This is a genomic window from Kosakonia sp. MUSA4, assembly GCF_013085925.1.
Taxonomy (GTDB): domain Bacteria; phylum Pseudomonadota; class Gammaproteobacteria; order Enterobacterales; family Enterobacteriaceae; genus Kosakonia; species Kosakonia sacchari_B.
Map to the genome: position 1 here is coordinate 2,800,138 of NZ_CP025697.1, position 17,371 is coordinate 2,817,508.

A 17,371-nucleotide genomic window follows, 5' to 3' on the forward strand; every position below is an offset into this window, starting at 1 on the left:
TTTTCTACAATCCGTTTTACTCAACGGGTTGATTATCAAGAGATTAAGGTAATTACATCATGGGATTCAAATGCGGTATCGTTGGTCTGCCCAACGTAGGTAAATCCACCCTGTTCAACGCGCTCACCAAAGCAGGTATTGAAGCGGCAAACTTCCCCTTCTGTACTATTGAGCCGAACACCGGTGTCGTACCGATGCCCGATCCGCGTCTGGACAAACTTGCGGAAATCGTTAAGCCTCAGCGCATTCTGCCGACCACGATGGAATTTGTTGATATCGCCGGTCTGGTAAAGGGCGCGTCCAAAGGTGAAGGCCTGGGCAACCAGTTCCTGACCAACATCCGCGAAACCGAAGCCATCGGCCATGTCGTACGCTGCTTTGAAAACGACAACATCATCCACGTTGCCGGTAAAGTTGACCCGGCGGAAGATATCGACGTTATCAACACCGAACTGGCGCTGTCCGATCTGGAAACCTGCGAGCGCGCGATTCATCGCGTGTCCAAGAAAGCAAAAGGCGGCGATAAAGACGCGAAAGTGGAGCTGGCCGCGCTGGAAAAATGCCTGCCGCAGCTGGAAAACGCCGGTATGCTGCGCGCGCTGGATCTGAGCAAAGAAGAGAAAGAAGCGATTCGTTACCTGAGCTTCCTGACGCTGAAACCGACCATGTACATCGCTAACGTCAATGAAGACGGTTTCGAAAACAACCCGTATCTGGACCAGGTTCGCGCCATCGCGGAAAAAGAAGGTTCTGTGGTAGTACCGGTTTGTGCTGCGGTTGAAGCGGATATCGCCGAGCTGGATGACGAAGAGCGTGATGAGTTCATGGCCGAACTGGGTCTTGAAGAGCCGGGCCTGAACCGCGTGATCCGCGCTGGTTATGCCCTGCTGAACCTGCAAACCTACTTCACCGCCGGGGTGAAAGAAGTTCGCGCCTGGACAATTCCGGTTGGCGCAACGGCTCCGCAGGCTGCCGGTAAAATCCACACCGACTTCGAAAAAGGCTTTATCCGCGCGCAAACCATCGCTTATGAAGACTTTATTGCTTACAAAGGCGAGCAAGGTGCGAAAGAAGCCGGCAAAATGCGTGCAGAAGGCAAAGAGTACATCGTTAAAGATGGCGATGTGATGAACTTCCTGTTCAACGTCTAAATAAGTTTTGTTGTCTCATGAGGTGTCAGAACATCTCATGAAACTCACAAAACCCTCTAAAATCCACGCACTTGCGTGGATTTTTCATTCCATATTGTCTCATGTAATCTCATGAAAGCGCAGTCTAAAATGAGTACATAGATGAGCACGCTCCGTTTCCATCTTCATTTTAGGTGCGTGCAATGGCGGTATAAGAAACAGGCAAGGACCCGCTATGCTCACTGATACGCAATGCCGCACTGCCAGGCCGAAAGAAAAACTCTATCGACTCAATGACTTTAATGGTCTCTACCTCGAAGTGAAACCCAATGGCAAAAAGGCATGGCGCTATCGGTTTAAACTCAACGGTAAATCAAGCATGTTCACGTTGGGTGAGTATCCAGCGGTAAAGCTCGCCGAAGCTCGCGAGAAATGCGAGCAAGCGCGTAAACAAGTCGCAGATGGAGTTAGCCCGACACAGGCTCGTCAGTTAGATAAGATCCGCAAGGTCAATGACGCATCTAACACCTTTGAGCTGATTGCCAAAGAGTGGTTGCAGATGAAAGACTGGGCCGAAATCACCAAAATGCGACGATTGGATATGCTTGAACGTGTGGTTTTCCCTGTTATTGGCAAACTCCCTATCAGGGAAATCACACCGCACCATATTCTTAAAATTCTTCAGGAAACCGCTAAGCGCGGCGCTCCGACTGTTGCTGCTGAAGCCCGACGTACCATTTCATCGGTTTTCGAGTTGGCAGTGGCAACGCTCAGAGCTGACAGCGATCCTGTCTGGCCTGTACGCAAGGCGCTTCCGGCGAATAAGACACAGCACAAACAGCCATTGAACCCACAGCTAATCGGGAAGCTATTAAGCTGTTTTGATAACAGTCGCGGCTCATATCAGGTTAACTATTGCATTGACCTGCACCCGTTCATTAATACATCGTGATGCTAGCAGTGGAGTGCCTACTTTCATTATGAGAACAACTGCAAACTTCCGCTTCTCGCTCATAGCTGCCGGTTAAATCTCTCGCATTCATTATGAGAGATGACAGTCTCATCGCGGATTGACTGAATACCCTTGGCCGACGCCGAAATGATGAAAGCAGGCGGGTTTACCAGCAGTTCTGCACAAAGCTGCGCATCGAGGCCGGATTGTGCCTGTAATTATGCAGTTGTTCTCGCAACCGGTAGCCCAGTGTCAACCGCCCCTCCAGAACCTTTTGCACATACTAATGTTCAATTTCTAAGGTATGCCCCCCCTTGGAAAAATCGGCCTGAATATCAGCAATAACCATATCGATATCATCGCCAGTCATAACCTGACTTTGGTTAGGTGCATCCCAAAACCTCAAAGCCTCCTTGTACAACACAAAGCCAATTTTATCGTTACCGGGAAAGAACATCTCACCTTGAACGGTCACCGTTCTATCTCCAATTTTTACTTGGATATGACCCCGAGTGACTTCAAAAATCATAGTTTCCCCCTTACGTAAATAACTTTCTCGCCCATTCTTACAGGAGCAATAGTAATAATTTCTTCTACATTAGGATTTTTCATCAACGCAGACAACTCAGCTCTTTCCCAAACATTTTCAGGTCGCAGACTCTGCCCTAATACTGCACGCACCGTTTCTGAGACTCCATTGGCATACCCTGACTTGCTCACCGGTTATAGACATACGGCTTTGTCAGTAATGCCTCTATCGCTGCAAGAGTAACTGCGAGCTTCCGCTTCTCGCTCAGAGCGGACCTTCTGCTCAGTGAGTTAGTCCGCTCCGTGCCAGAGGCTGACCCTATCGTTTTTATTTCCCGGAAACGGTGGTGAGCATCGCATAAAGACTCCAGTTGCCTATTACGTACACGATTTGCAGTGATAATGACTTACTTAATAATATTTACATGAGACTGACTATTATTATTCCAGGAAAAAAGAACCAGATGCCAAAGCCCGGGAGCTTTTCGGGAAGGGTCAATTAAACCGTTTACACCAAGTGACTCCAGACGATTACGAACATTCCATGAACAGGGAATGCCGCCCTCATTCACAATTTCCTGCCATGGTGCAATCGCATCATTAAGGTCAATACCTGCGGCCAACACAGCATCTGCATTCCTCAAATCAAGAATTTTATCAGCTATGACCCTGACTTTTACAATGTCAAGATTGGCACTTCTGTTGGCATTGTGAGATTTCATTGCTGCCTCAACGCCTTCAGGGGATGAACTGAGGTAAAGAGTGGGTTGAATACTGTTTGAATAGCGGCCAGGAACTCTGGAGCCTGATAACGCAGATTTTCGATAGGCAGGATCTATTGCTCGATAAAAAACACCATCGATATCTGTAAGAAAATGAGTAAGATCCATAAATTTATCGCGTCTTTTCTTAGAAAATTAAGGATACACATTAGCTGGGTATGTGTCCGTTCTACAAGTCGGTGCCGACGTTCTCCAGTCATACAGAAGAGACTAACGACTAATCCATTAACATTTGCTTTTATCTCACAACAGCCTATTCAAGCTGGTTCAGGAAAAATGCAGTTAAATTATTTCCTGTAATTACAATTGAGATTTAACTTAATCAGTGATTAGTTAAACAAATCAGAAAACCGATACTGGAAAAACTCTAAAGCCGTGGCCAGTTTTAGTTGACCACTACAAAGAGACTCTTGCGGATGCAGGATGTACATTTGACGATTTGATCGACGCCATGGCCTTTCATACCGATCCAGAAAATCAGTTTCCAACCATTATGCAGGTGAAGCAGTCTATTTTTCCGCACCCTCCTTATCCAAACTGGACCGCAGTTGGCGTCAGCTGGCTTGCAGGATTCGACTTTGAAATTAAAGCATCGCCCGGATCCCCCGCACATTAGCCAGCAGTGAGCAATGAATCAAAGATCGAATATAACCTCAATTCCACTGGAGAGGTTACCCTGTCGTGACAACACGCCCTCTCTTGTTTTTCAACTATTCGTATTCGCCGAATATCAGTACGACAATTCCGTTATTCAAACTGCGTACAAGATCACATTGAATCACTTCATTATGGTTCAGCATGCTGAACAAGGCATATTTTCCACTTTGAATTACCGATAGGATTTATTCCATGAGCAAGGAGAAACTATTATGATTCGCAAAGGGTGTAATTCCTTAGTCCGAGCCGAAAAAATATTAACCCACATCGCATGGGTTGGCGTGGCAAGTTATATGGAGTTATTGAAAGAATTCCAGTACCCCAAAAGCAGCCTGCTTAATTTATTGAATGCGATGGTGGAATGCGGCTTCTTAATTAAAAACAAAAATGGCCACTATTCGCTGGGAATAAAAAACTACGAACTGGGTTGTCAGGCGCTACATCGTCAAAATATCTTTGAGGTGACGAAGCGGCCGATGCAGGAGTTGTCGCTGAAAAGCGGACTGGTCTGCCATCTGGGGGCGATGGAGAGCATTTCGGCTATCTATCTCGACAAGATCGAAAGCCCGGACTCGGTACCGACGAGCAAAAGCTGGATTGGCAAAAAACTCGAATTACATATTACCGCGTTGGGTAAGGCATTATTAGCCTGGAAAACACGGGAAGAGCTGGATTATTTCATAGAGGCTCTTACGTTAACCTCGCATACGCGTAATACATTTACCGATAAAAAATTATTCCTGGAAGAGTTACAAAAAACGCGGCTTCGGGGATGGGCTATAGATAACGAAGAATCGACCTATGGTGCGGTATGCTTAAGTATGCCGGTATTCAATATGTATAACCGGGTTAACTATGCAATCTCGCTTTCAGGCGATCCAGTGGTTTATTCAGAAAATAAGATCGAAAGCTATCTGGAATTACTGCGGAAATGCGCCGGACAAATATCATATGGGCTGGGATACAGAAACGAAAATGAGCATTTACGAAAAGGAAATTGAGGTAATGAAAAAATTCAGCGGCATTATTCCACCGGTATCCAGCACGTTTCATCGTGACGGAACCCTTGATAAAACGGCAATGCGCGAAGTTGCTGACTTCCTGATTAATAAAGGGGTAGACGGGCTGTTTTACCTGGGCACTGGCGGTGAATTTAGCCAGATGACTACCACCCAGCGCATGGCGCTCGCCGAAGAAGCCGTGGCCGTTGTCAACGGACGGGTACCGGTATTGATTGGCGTCGGTTCACCCTCCACCGACGAAGCGGTCAAACTGGCGAGACATGCACAAGCTTGCGGCGCTGATGGTATCGTCGCTATCAACCCCTACTACTGGAAAGTCGCGCCACAAAATCTTGATGACTATTACAAGCAGATTGCCCGTAGCGTCACCCTGCCGGTTATTCTGTACAACTTTCCGGATCTGACGGGCCAGGACTTAACTCCAGAGACCGTTAAGCGTCTGGCTCTGCAAAACGATAATATCGTCGGCATCAAAGACACTATCGACAGCGTCGGTCACCTGCGCACGATGATCAATACCATTAAAGCGGTGCGCCCGTCATTTTCTGTATTCTGCGGTTATGATGACCACTTACTGAACACGATGCTGCTGGGTGGTGACGGTGCGATAACCGCCAGTGCTAACTTTGCTCCGGAACTCTCCATCAGCATCTACCGCGCCTGCCGCGAAGGCGATCTTGCAACCGCCGCGACGCTGAATAAAAAGCTGCTGCAACTGCCCTCGATTTACGCCCTGGAAACACCGTTTGTCTCATTGATCAAATACAGCATGCAGTGTGTCGGGTTGCCGGTAGAGACTTATTGCTTGCCACCGATTCTTGAAGCATCAGAAGAAGCCAAAGATAAAGTCCGCGCGCTGCTTATCGCGCAGGGCATATTACCGGTCTGAGGAGAAGCCCATGTCTGTTCGAACTATTTTTGCTGACGAGTGTCACGATATCTACACCGTCAGAACACACGCCGATGGCCCGGACGGCGAACTACCATTAACCATGGAGATGCTTATCAACAGCCCGAGCGGGGATCTGTTCGGTATGACCATGAATGCCGGAATGGGCTGGTCTCCGGACGAGCTGGATCGGGACGGTATTTTACTACTCAGCACGCTCGGTGGTTTACGTGGTGCAGACGGTAAGCCCGTCGCGCTGGCGCTGCACCAGGGACACTACGAGTTGGATATCCAGATGAAAGCGGCGGCCGAGGTTATTAAAGCAAACCGCGCCCTGCCTTATGCCGTATATGTTTCCGATCCTTGTGACGGACGTACGCAAGGCACAACGGGTATGTTTGATTCGCTGCCATACCGTAATGACGCCTCAATGGTGATGCGCCGTCTAATTCGCTCTCTGCCCGGTGCGAAAGCTGTCATTGGTGTGGCGAGTTGTGACAAGGGGCTTCCGGCCACCATGATGGCACTCGCCGCACAGCCCGATATTGCGACCGTGCTGGTGCCCGGTGGTGCGACGCTGCCCGCAAAAGGCGGAGAAGACAACGGCAAGGTGCAGACCATCGGCGCACGCTTCGCTAATGGCGAATTATCACTGCAGGACGCACGCCGTGCGGGCTGTAAGGCCTGTGCCTCTTCCGGTGGCGGTTGTCAATTTTTGGGCACTGCCGGGACATCGCAGGTGGTGGCCGAAGGTCTGGGGCTGGCAATCCCGCACTCAGCCCTGGCACCTTCCGGCGAGCCTGTGTGGCAGGAGATTGCCAGAGCTTCCGCGCGAGCGGCGCTGAACCTGTGTAAAAAAGGCATCACCACCCGGGAAATTCTCACCGATAAAGCGATTGAAAATGCAATGGTGGTCCACGCGGCGTTCGGCGGTTCAACCAACCTGCTGTTGCACATCCCGGCAATTGCTCACCAGGCGGGTTGCCATATCCCAAGCGTTGACGACTGGATCCGCATCAACAAGCGCGTACCCCGCCTGGTGAGCGTACTGCCCAATGGTCCGGTTTATCATCCGACGGTTAATGCCTTCATGGCAGGCGGCGTTCCGGAAGTCATGTTGCATCTGCGCAGCCTCGGATTGTTGCATGAAGACGTTATGACCGTTACCGGCAGCACACTGAAGGAAAACCTCGACTGGTGGGAGCACTCCGAACGGCGTCGGCGGTTCAAGCAACTCCTGCTCGAACAGGAGCAAATCAAGGCCGACGAGGTAATCATGTCGCCGCAGCAAGCCCAAGAGCGCGGATTGACCTCAACTATCACCTTCCCGGTGGGCAATATTGCGCCAGAAGGATCGGTGATCAAATCCACTGCCATCGATCCCTCGGTGATTGATGATCAGGGTATCTATTACCATAAAGGTGTGGCGAAGGTTTATCTGTCCGAGAAAAGTGCGATTTACGATATCAAGCATGACAAGATCAAAGCGGGCGATATTCTGGTCATTATCGGCGTTGGTCCTTCCGGTACCGGGATGGAGGAGACTTACCAGGTGACCAGTGCCCTGAAACATCTGTCCTACGGTAAGCATGTTTCACTCATCACCGATGCGCGTTTCTCAGGCGTTTCCACTGGAGCATGCATCGGCCATGTGGGGCCAGAGGCGCTGGCTGGTGGCCCCATCGGTAAATTACGCACCGGGGATATCATTGAAATTAAAATTGATTGCCGCCAGCTCCAGGGCGAAGTCAATTTCCTCGGAACCCGTAACGATGAACACTTACCTTCACAGGAGGAGGCTACTGCAATATTAAACGCCAGACCCAGCCATCAGGATTTACTTCCCGATCCTGAACTGCCAGATGATACCCGGCTATGGGCAATGCTTCAGGCCGTTAGTGGCGGGACATGGACGGGTTGTATTTATGATGTAAATAAAATCGGCGCGGCTTTGCACGATTATATGAATAAAAACTGAAAGAAAAAATAAAAACATCCAGACACCTGAATTATCCGGCTACGCATTATTCGTTATTTGCGCAGCCGGATAATGATGGGTCGCTACCCTATTATGAGAGGACGTTATGCCACTTATTATCGTTGTGGCAGGGATTGCTTTACTCCTGCTTTTAACCATAAAAATTAAGCTCAATACGTTTGTTTCGTTAATTATTGTCTCGATTGCTGTCGCCATCGCCAGTGGTATGAATTTAAATAAAGTCGTTACCTCGGTTGAATCCGGGCTTGGCGGTACACTGGGCCATATTGGTTTGATATTTGGCTTCGGTGTCATGCTCGGTCGCTTGCTGGCCGATGCGGGCGGTGCACAGCGAATAGCGCTGACCATGCTGAATTATTTCGGGAAAAATAAACTTGACTGGGCGGTGGTTTCCTCGGCATTTATTATCGGTATTGCACTTTTTTTCGAAGTCGGCTTAATTCTTCTGATACCTATTTTATTCGCTATTGCCCGTGAAGCGAAAATATCGCCGATGTTTATGTGTGTGCCGATGCTGTCTGGTTTGCTGGTCGCACACGGTTTTTTACCCCCCCACCCCGGCCCGACAGTTATCGCCCGTGAATATGGCGCGGATGTAGGACTGGTACTGATATACGGTATCATTGTGGGCATCCCGACCTTTATTCTTTGCGGCCCGATATTGAATAAATTCTGCCAGCGCATTATTCCGGACGCCTTTAAAAAAGAGGGGAATATTGCCTCTCTCGGCGCGACCCGTCGGTTCAGCGAAAGCGAAATGCCTGGCTTTGGGATCAGTTTTCTCACGGCAATGTTGCCGGTGATCCTGATGGCAGTCGTCACCATCATCCAGATGACCCATGCCAAAAGCGCTGCTGATTCAGGCTTGTTCTACAACGTGATTCTGTTCCTGGGTAACTCGACGATCGCCATGCTGATTTCACTGCTGTTCGCGATCTATACCATGGGACTGGGCCGTGGGAAAACAATCCCGGACCTGATGGATTCCTGCGGAAAAGCAATTGCAGGAATTGCCGGTCTGCTTCTGATTATCGGTGGAGGCGGCGCATTCAAGCAGGTTCTCATCGACTCTGGCGTCGGTCAGTATATTTCCACCCTGGTTTCGGGCATGGATATTAACCCGATCCTGATGGCCTGGGGCGTGGCAGCATTCCTGCGTATTTGTCTGGGTTCAGCCACCGTCGCGGCGATCTCTACCTCAGGTCTGGTCATCCCGTTGTTGGCGGTACATCCCAATACAAATCTAGCCTTGATTACACTGGCGACCGGTGCCGGGTCCTGTATCTGTTCCCACGTCAACGACGCCAGTTTCTGGATGATTAAAGACTTTTTCGGTCTGACCACCAAAGAAACGCTGTTATCATGGACGCTAATGTCCACGCTGTTATCCATCAGTGGGCTGATCTTTATTCTGCTCGCCAGCTTTATTATATAACCACCGGGGCACTACGTTTGTCTGGCCTACAGGTTCGATTTCGTAGGCCGGATAAGACACCCACTCCTCCCGCAGGGCCGCTAGGAACAGGCTGCGCCCGTCGTTTCACTACCATCACGTCGCCTTAATATCAATGACAAATCGATACTTAACGTCCCCCTTAATGGAATGGAATGACTCTGAGGTGTCTGTTAAACCCGTGGCGATCCAGTGGCCATCAGTTGCACGCTGTCACCCTGCATGAAACGGGACCATGTTCTGCTCCTGTGTATGAAGGGGCACCCCTGTGGTGCCGTGACCGCCACACAGACGGGCAAACAGCTGAGCAAACAAGTGCGGACTCGAAGCCGCACGCGCCGCCGGAGCGGACTGAATGTCCCGCGCACGGCGGGGAATCGGTGAGCAGGCCGGCGGCAGCTTCGCTTGTTTGAGAAGCAGCCCGGCTACAGTGAGGGCACGGCACTTCCGGCCCGCAGCCGGACGGACGGCAGGACGGATGGCGGCAGAGAAGCGGAGCGCAGCGACAGCCTTATTCTGCGGACAGGAGATGTGCGTGAAAAACCCGGTTACCACGCTATTTTTATGGTTAATTAATGTTCAGTTAAGGTTCGTCTGCCAGAATAAGTGGGATAAAGAGCACAAGGTTCAGGTGCCACTGAGTTTATGTAGTCGGCAGGAGATGATGTCCCCTGCCCCTTTTTTCGTTTTCCTCTCTTCCTCAGCGCACTGCCTGCCGTTCCTCAGCTTTTAACGCTTTCAATCGCCATCTGAAGTACATCCCAGTTCAGTCCGATCGCGGCATCCTGGTTTTTCTGTGCCACTTTCATGGCCAGTCGTATCTGCTCATCTGTCAGGCTGGCATCGAGCGCGAGGAAATCCTCCCGCAGCCAGAACGTGCCGCAGCAGAGTGCATCTGCCGGGTAACGTGACAGCCGGTCACCCAGCCCGTCATTGGTGCGCCGATCGGCGTGGCTCCCATGGCAACAGCCACCCTCAGCGCCATCACCCGCCCGCGCATTACCGGCGCGGTTGAAAGCTGCATCAGGCTGTTCGTGGCATTGGTGAAAAACATGGCTGCAACCCCGGTGACGACAAGTGACGCCGCAAAAAAACCGTAATCAGGAGATAATGCAGCAGCGGCACAACCACATGCGAACGTACCGGCACTGACCACCAGATGGCGGAATTGAATGCGGTCATAACCCGCATTCAGTAACGCTCCCGCGATGGTTCCCGTGGCGATAACGGATGACAGAAAACCATAGCTGGCAGCATCAGCATGGAAGATCCTTATCCCCATAGAAGAGAGGAATATGGGGAAATTCAGACCAAATGTTCCGATAAAAAAAAGCATCAACAGAATCGCCATCAGATCCGGGCGCCCACGGACATAACGCAGGCCTTCGGTAAATGCGCCCTTGCGCCGCGATGCCCTGCCGGAAAGATTCAGCTCTGTTTTTCTCAGGAAAAAAAGTGAGGCCAGGATGCCCAGAAATGAGAAACCATTGATCAGAAAGCACCATCCGGTTCCGGCAGAGGCGATGAGCACGCCTGAAACCGCAGGGCCGATAAAACGTCCGGCATTAAAAAACATCGAGTTCAGCGCAACGGCATTGGAGAGATCGCTTTCGCCGACAAGTTCTGACACAAATGTCTGGCGAACCGGGGCATCAACCGCCGTCATAGTGCCGAAAAGAAAGGCGAACACATACAGATGCCACAGTTGAATCATCCCTCCCACCGTCATCAAGCCAAGCACGATCCCCAGTCCCCCCATCGCTCCCTGAGTGAACATCAGTAACTTCCGCTGGTTAACCGATCCCGGTCCAGGTGACTTCTCCGTTTACTATCAGTTCCCGATACTGTTTTTCGTAGATGTTCATTATTACCCGCTCCCTTGCTCAAATCTGTCGTCAGTCATATTGGCGATGAGGCAAAACGCGATGAGACGCGAAAAACGCATAATCCTCATCGTGCCCGCTGCGCCAGCCGCCACAATTATCTATACTCCACGTCACCTGCCCTTATCCAGTAAGGTATCCTGTGTTAGCTACTGTTCTCGTTGCGATTGTCGTCGCCATTCATCTGTACATTCTGGTGCTCGAAATGTTTTTGTGGGACACCAGAACAGGCCACAAAGCTTTTAATCTTAGCGCGGAGTTTGCACGCGACACCCGTGTGCTGGCCGCGAACCAGGGGCTGTATAACGGCTTTCTCGCGGCGGGGTTATGTTGGGGTTTATGGCTGGGTGCAAGCGGCGTCCCAGTTACCCTCTTTTTCCTGATCTGCGTGCTGATTGCCGGGGTTTTCGGTGCCTTAACAGCCAGCCGGAAAATACTCTTTGTGCAAGCGCTTCCGGCGCTGCTTGCTTTGATTGCCCTGCTGATGCAGTGAATTTCCCGTTGAAGCGATATTTCATGCGGCAGTATCTGGAACCGGAGGGAACAACCTCAAGATACAAACCAGCGCCATCCGACTGTTTGTAGGCTTTCTCTCTGGATTTAGCGGTATCGACTTGTCGAGCATTAAGCTTCATTGGGGGCATCTCCCAAAACCGAACACAGAATGCCCCCACTTATGCCCCCAACTGTGATTTGATTCCAGTTGAGTCCAGTTGATACCAAAAGATAAGGTACGGGCTAGAAACTAGCCGTATACGGGCTTTGAGTTGATTTCGGTAGACTTGGCAAAAGTTTGAAATGGTGCCGGTTATGGAATCGAACATACGAACTGCGCATTTCGAAAGCGAGCCATTTCCAAAATGAGTACAATCATGAGTACGAGAAAGACAAAACGATAAATAAAACAATAAATATCAATAAAATACAATACAAGTCACGGTTCAACGTCTAAATCACTTCTGTTGTTTCATGCGATCTCACACATCGCATGATCATCAACAATCCCCCGAAAATCCACGCCGTTGCGTGGATTTTTTCTTTTCGTGTGTCTCACGAAATCTCGCTACGGCGCGGCCAGAATCTTGTCGAGTTCGTCAATAATTTTGTCAATCGTCATACCGGGTCGCCACTGATCTTCAGGTTTAAGCTGAATCGTGGTTTCCACCATTTCGAGCGATGCGGAATCTGTTGCTGTCTCTGCTTTACCGGTCTTGCCAAAAACAGAGGCCATTTCAGGAACGGTTTTGATTAATTTATCCGTGGTCTGCAGGAGCGCAGCGGCCTCTGCCAGAGAGACGCCTGGCAAAGTCGACGGCATGTAAAGCAGGTCACCTTCATTGATCTTCGGCAGAAACTCACCGCCAATCTGACTCAGTGGCCAGATAACCGTGAAGATGGATAAGATCACTCTAACGAAGGCACTCTGTTTGGCTGGTGACAAGTTAATGACAATGTTGTCATTTTTACTTTAAGCCGTTGATAACGGACTTACGCTCACTAGAATGGCAGGGGAAGGCTTATAGGGGATAAGATGAAAATACTGATCGTTGAAGATGAAATCAAAACAGGTGAGTATCTCAGCAAGGGGCTTACCGAGGCCGGGTTCGTGGTTGATCACGCCGACAACGGTCTGACCGGATATCATCTCGCCATGACGGCAGAATACGATTTGCTGATTCTGGATATCATGCTCCCGGATGTGAATGGCTGGGATATTATACGTATGCTTCGTACAGCGGGTAAGGGTATGCCGGTGTTATTACTCTCTGCCCTCGGAACTATCGAGCATCGCGTCAAGGGGCTTGAACTCGGTGCAGATGATTATCTGGTTAAACCCTTTGCATTCGCCGAACTTCTGGCTCGTGTCAGAACCCTCCTGCGTCGTGGCAATACAGTGATATCTGAAAGCCAGTTTAAGGTTGCCGATCTGACGCTGGATCTGGTATCGAGAAAGGTTAACAGGGCGGGAAACCGTATTCTGTTGACCAGTAAGGAGTTCAGCTTACTGGAGTTTTTCATTCGTCATCAGGGAGAAGTGTTGCCCCGCTCTCTGATAGCATCCCAGGTCTGGGACATGAATTTTGATAGCGACACTAACGCGATTGACGTCGCGGTAAAGCGGCTTCGGGCTAAAATAGACAATGATTACGAGCCGAAACTGATCCAGACGGTCCGCGGCGTGGGCTACATGCTGGAGCTCCCGGATGCGTAACCAGCCCGCCAGACGCCCGTTCTCCCTTGCCCTGAGGCTGACTTTTTTTATCAGCCTGTCCACGATACTGGCTTTTATCGCGTTTACCTGGTTTATGCTGCATTCCGTTGAAAATCATTTTGCCGAGCAGGATGTCAGCGATCTGCAACAAATTAGCACCACGATGCAGCGTTTATTGCAATCCCCGGCGGATACCGATGAGAAAAAGATAAGTAAAATCAAGGAATCGATAGCCAGCTACCGCAACGTTGCCGTTCTGCTTCTTAATCCCCAGGGAGAGGTATTATTCAGTTCGGCACAAGGAACAGCATTACGCCCGGCTGTGAATACGGCAGACTTTAGCGAGCACAGCCGCGCACGGGATGTTTTTCTCTGGACTGTGGAGGCTCCTGCCCGGCCGATGCTCTCCTCCCCTGATATGAAAATGGAAACGTACAGGATAATCGCCTCATCAGGGGTAACGGCATTTCAGGGGAAAAGCCAGAACTACGTCATGCTTATCGGGCTCTCCATTAATTTTCATCTTCACTATCTTGATGCGCTTAAAAAGAATCTGGTTGCCATTGCCACTGTTATCAGCCTGCTCATTATTCTTATTATTCGGATTGCAGTTCGTCAGGGGCATCTGCCTCTGCGTAACGTCAGCAATGCGATTAAAAATATCACCTCTGAGAATCTTGATGCCAGGCTTGAACCATCACGCGTTCCCATTGAGCTTGAACAGCTGGTCATCTCTTTCAATCATATGATTGGAAAAATTGAGGATGTTTTTACCCGCCAGGCCAATTTCTCTGCAGATATCGCGCACGAAATCAGAACCCCGATCACCAATCTGGTGACGCAAACTGAAATTGCGCTGAGCCAGGACCGGACACAGAAGGAGCTCGAGGATGTCCTGTACTCCAGCCTGGAAGAGTACAACCGGATGACAAAGATGGTCAGCGATATGCTTTTCCTTGCACAGGCTGACAATAATCAGTTGATCTCAGACCGGGTAATATTTGATTTGAGTGCAGAGGTCATTAAAGTCTTTGATTTTTTCGAAGCCTGGGCGGAAGAACGCAACATCATGCTGAAGTTCAACGGTATACCCTGCCTGATAGAAGGCGATCCACAGATGTTCAGAAGAGCAATCAATAACCTGTTATCCAATGCCTTACGCTATACACCAGAAGGACAAGCGGTGACCGTCTCGATGAGAGAACAGGAAAACTATTGTGACCTCATAGTCGAAAATCCGGGAAAACCTATCCCTGAAGAACATTTGCCAAGACTGTTTGACCGCTTTTATCGGGTAGATCCATCCAGGCAGCGAAAAGGAGAAGGCAGCGGTATAGGTCTTGCCATTGTGAAATCAATCGTGACCGCACATCACGGAAAAGTCCGCGTGGAATCGGATGCTTACTCGACACGCTTCATATTATCAGTGCCAGGACTGGATATTATAAACCCGGCAAATCAGCATTGATGTTCAGGAATAAAAATGACAAAGATGTCATTAGGTTGTCACGCGGCAAACAGAGACCATTCGATATAATTAATACAACTTATCAGTAAGGCTGAATGACTTCATCAATACGGGTCATTAATAGTACGCCATGAGATGAATATACAGCCAGCCGTCCGAAAAATAAGGGCTGAGCAGTATCATTAGATTCTGAAACTGAAAGCATTGACCACAATTTCCGGACATTATTAATTCAGTAATGGAGAGTTACCATGAAAAATATCGTATTAGTATCTGTTTTAGGTCTTGGCGTAATTTCAACGGCCTGGGCCACTGACACCGTTAATATTCATGAGCGTGTCAATAATGCGCAGGCTCCGGCTCACCAGATGCAGTCGGCTTCGGTTCCTTCCGCGATCCAGGGCTTAGCGCCACAGATAGTCGATATGAATCAGCATGAACAGGCTATTATTGCTCATGAGACCATGAATAATGGCTCGGCTGATACACACCAGAAAAGGGTGGAAAATCACCAGAAGATGATGGGAACTCACTCCGCTAACGGTACTCGCCCGTCACTCTCCTTCGCGGCTATGGATGAACATGAAAGGGCTGCTGTTGCCCATGAAACCATGAAGAACGGTCAGTTCGGACCGCATCAGGCTATGGCCGAAGCTCACCGTCGAATGATCAAAGCCAGCTGAATTCAACTGTAATGAGCACGTTGTTACCTTTCCTTGATAGATTTTTTCTTGACCGAATATGTGGCTATAGTTTGCCCCCGCCAGGGGGCTTTTATCTCTCTCAGCTACAATTACCGGGTACGGAACTCACAAAGGATTTATTTTATGAAAATCAAAAACTCTCTTTTTGTTATATTAATGTTATCTCTACCAGCGATGTCCGCCGAACACTCAGCGATGAAAATGACTGATATGACATCATCGGCATCGTCGCAGGAATATATGACTGGTATGAACGACATGCATGAAAAAATGATGACAGCCTTTAAAGACCCTGATCCTGATAAAGCGTTTGCTAAAGGCATGATTCCGCATCATGAAGGTGCGATAGCAATGGCTGAAACCGAGCTCAAATATGGAAAAGATCCCGAAATGAGAAAGCTTGCGCAGGACATCATAAAAGCGCAGAAAGGTGAAATCGAGCAGATGAATAAATGGGTCAGCAATCATAAATAAATATTGCTGACAATCAAAACTCAGAGCAATCAAAATACATCCCTGAGCACAGAGCCCTGTTAATCGTAAAATAATCAAAACCCGATTTATTTCGGGTTTTTTATTTAAAATACATCTTAATTATCTACAATATTACATAGCTTATAAAATACCCGCCATGGTCGCAGAACAGCATAAGGCTATTCCATAACGTCTTCTTTCTGCATCGAAAAACCCCATGCAGCCCAAATCCCTTCTCCGTGTGTTACGGTTGCAAAATAGCGGGCCTGCTGGCTATCGTGACAAAAATCGCCCTAAGTACGGATGATATCGGTTAACAGGAAATCCAGCAGCGACCGGGTGGTTGCGGGTAAGTACTTACGCGAAGCATACACAGCACACACATCCAGTTGCGGTAATTGGTAGTCACGAAATAATGCGACCAATGCTCCGGATTGAATATCCGATGAGCATGTGAAGGCGGGTAAATGTACGATCCCTTTTCCGCTCAGCGCTGCAGAGAGCAGTACCATGGAATCATTTGCAGCAATGCTGCCTGAAACCTCCACTTCGATAACAGGCATGTTCGGCTCCCCCGACGAAGGAGTGAAGCGCCACGTGTTACCAAAACGGGTATGATTCAGGCAGTTGTGCTGGCGCAAGTCATCAGGATGATCGGGCTCGCCGCAACGGTCGAGATAGGCCGGAGCCGCGCAAACAACTGAAGGGCAGCGGGTCAGCAAACGTGAAATCATACCCGGTGCCGGCTCACTACCCACAATGATGGCCAGATCGACAGATCCCTCATTCAGGTTCACCGCATGATCTCCCAGCACCATTTCGACTGACGTTTTTGGAAACAGCTCAACATAACGGGTGATGGCACCCGCCAGATAAGACTGTCCGAACGAAATACTACTGGCCACGCGAATTAGCCCCTGAGGCTCGGTGTGTCTGCCTGCTGTGGCTAAATCAATATCTTCATTCAACGCAATGATTTGTCGGCAAAAAGAAAGAATATTGCAGCCGTCACTGGTCGGGCCGAGGCAGCGGCTGGTTCTGTGCAACAAGCGTACCCGGAGCTCGCTTTCGAGCGAAGCAATGTAGCGGGTTGCCATGGCACGTGAAATCTCCATCCTGTTTGCTGCAGCAGTCAGACTCCCCAGTTCGACCACATTGATGAAAACCTTCATGGCTGTCAGGCGGTCCATATTTCACCCTAATGTCCGTTTTATGCAA

Annotated in this window: 15 protein-coding genes and 3 pseudogenes; 12 read left to right on the forward strand and 6 right to left on the reverse strand. The window is 49.5% G+C overall.

Going from position 1 to position 17,371, the window contains the following annotated elements:
* Positions 1-59 precede the first annotated feature (59 nt).
* Together ychF and C0557_RS13295 are read left to right on the forward strand one after the other, a co-directional pair.
* Positions 60-1,151, forward strand: a complete 1,092-nt coding sequence (gene ychF / locus C0557_RS13290; protein ID WP_043953437.1) for a redox-regulated ATPase YchF — start codon at positions 60-62, stop codon at positions 1,149-1,151.
* Between the two features lie 214 nt (positions 1,152-1,365).
* Positions 1,366-2,052: pseudogene (locus C0557_RS13295) on the forward strand (tyrosine-type recombinase/integrase); the annotation flags it as partial.
* A 313-nt stretch (positions 2,053-2,365) separates the two neighbouring features.
* Here the strand turns inward: C0557_RS13295 and C0557_RS13300 are convergent.
* Positions 2,366-2,611: an Imm74 family immunity protein gene (locus C0557_RS13300; RefSeq protein ID WP_208658764.1), complete on the reverse strand. Its 246-nt coding sequence runs from the start codon at positions 2,609-2,611 to the stop codon at positions 2,366-2,368.
* 406 nt (positions 2,612-3,017) lie between these two features.
* Positions 3,018-3,500: an RES family NAD+ phosphorylase gene (locus C0557_RS13305; protein ID WP_208658765.1), complete on the reverse strand. Its 483-nt coding sequence runs from the start codon at positions 3,498-3,500 to the stop codon at positions 3,018-3,020.
* A gap of 343 nt (positions 3,501-3,843) precedes the next feature.
* Here C0557_RS13305 and C0557_RS13310 point away from each other — a divergent pair, with 343 nt between their 5' ends.
* From C0557_RS13310 to C0557_RS13330, 5 genes are all read left to right on the forward strand, one after another.
* Complete coding sequence (locus C0557_RS13310; RefSeq protein WP_371813266.1) at positions 3,844-4,008, forward strand: Rid family hydrolase; 165 nt, start codon at positions 3,844-3,846, stop codon at positions 4,006-4,008.
* Between the two features lie 253 nt (positions 4,009-4,261).
* Entirely contained in the window at positions 4,262-5,050 is a 789-nt protein-coding gene (locus tag C0557_RS13315; RefSeq protein ID WP_208658766.1) for an IclR family transcriptional regulator, read from the forward strand.
* 4 nt (positions 5,051-5,054) lie between these two features.
* Positions 5,055-5,960, forward strand: coding sequence for a dihydrodipicolinate synthase family protein (locus C0557_RS13320; protein WP_208658767.1), 906 nt, complete (start codon positions 5,055-5,057; stop codon positions 5,958-5,960).
* 10 nt (positions 5,961-5,970) lie between these two features.
* Positions 5,971-7,938 carry a YjhG/YagF family D-xylonate dehydratase gene (gene yjhG / locus C0557_RS13325; RefSeq protein ID WP_208658768.1) on the forward strand — a complete coding sequence of 656 codons (1,968 nt, stop codon included), beginning with the start codon at positions 5,971-5,973 and terminating at the stop codon, positions 7,936-7,938.
* A 106-nt stretch (positions 7,939-8,044) separates the two neighbouring features.
* On the forward strand, positions 8,045-9,394 hold the full coding sequence (locus C0557_RS13330) for a GntP family permease (RefSeq protein ID WP_208658769.1): 1,350 nt from the start codon (positions 8,045-8,047) through the stop codon (positions 9,392-9,394).
* A gap of 850 nt (positions 9,395-10,244) precedes the next feature.
* On the opposite strand, the gene C0557_RS13335 is transcribed toward C0557_RS13330, so the two are convergent.
* Positions 10,245-11,189, reverse strand: coding sequence for an MFS transporter (locus C0557_RS13335; protein WP_208658770.1), 945 nt, complete (start codon positions 11,187-11,189; stop codon positions 10,245-10,247).
* A 248-nt stretch (positions 11,190-11,437) separates the two neighbouring features.
* Between C0557_RS13335 and C0557_RS13340 the strand changes: the two genes are divergently transcribed.
* A complete protein-coding gene (locus C0557_RS13340) occupies positions 11,438-11,788 on the forward strand; it encodes a DUF1304 domain-containing protein (RefSeq protein WP_253073816.1) in 351 nt (116 codons plus the stop codon).
* A 1-nt stretch (position 11,789) separates the two neighbouring features.
* Here C0557_RS13340 and C0557_RS27460 read toward each other — a convergent pair.
* Together C0557_RS27460 and C0557_RS13350 are read right to left on the reverse strand one after the other, a co-directional pair.
* Positions 11,790-11,930 (reverse strand): annotated as a pseudogene (locus C0557_RS27460) (Arm DNA-binding domain-containing protein); the annotation flags it as partial.
* A 431-nt stretch (positions 11,931-12,361) separates the two neighbouring features.
* A pseudogene (locus tag C0557_RS13350) lies at positions 12,362-12,697 on the reverse strand (efflux RND transporter permease subunit); the annotation flags it as partial.
* A 129-nt stretch (positions 12,698-12,826) separates the two neighbouring features.
* On the opposite strand from C0557_RS13350, the gene silR reads away from it, so the two are divergent.
* The 4 genes from silR (at position 12,827) to C0557_RS13370 (ending at position 16,153) form a co-directional block, all read left to right on the forward strand.
* Complete coding sequence (gene silR / locus C0557_RS13355) at positions 12,827-13,507, forward strand: copper/silver response regulator transcription factor (RefSeq protein WP_208658772.1); 681 nt, start codon at positions 12,827-12,829, stop codon at positions 13,505-13,507.
* Positions 13,500-14,975 (forward strand): Cu(+)/Ag(+) sensor histidine kinase, encoded by a 1,476-nt coding sequence (locus tag C0557_RS13360; RefSeq protein WP_208658773.1) that lies wholly within the window; start codon positions 13,500-13,502, stop codon positions 14,973-14,975. Before silR ends, C0557_RS13360 begins: the two co-directional genes overlap by 8 nt.
* A gap of 251 nt (positions 14,976-15,226) precedes the next feature.
* On the forward strand, positions 15,227-15,658 hold the full coding sequence (locus tag C0557_RS13365; RefSeq protein WP_074779062.1) for a copper-binding protein: 432 nt from the start codon (positions 15,227-15,229) through the stop codon (positions 15,656-15,658).
* Between the two features lie 144 nt (positions 15,659-15,802).
* Positions 15,803-16,153 carry a DUF305 domain-containing protein gene (locus C0557_RS13370; protein ID WP_208658774.1) on the forward strand — a complete coding sequence of 117 codons (351 nt, stop codon included), beginning with the start codon at positions 15,803-15,805 and terminating at the stop codon, positions 16,151-16,153.
* A gap of 293 nt (positions 16,154-16,446) precedes the next feature.
* On the opposite strand, the gene C0557_RS13375 is transcribed toward C0557_RS13370, so the two are convergent.
* The gene (locus tag C0557_RS13375) at positions 16,447-17,343 is read right to left on the reverse strand and encodes a LysR family transcriptional regulator (RefSeq protein WP_208658775.1); all 897 of its coding nucleotides are present in this window, start codon (positions 17,341-17,343) and stop codon (positions 16,447-16,449) included.
* Between the last annotated feature and the right edge of the window lie 28 nt (positions 17,344-17,371).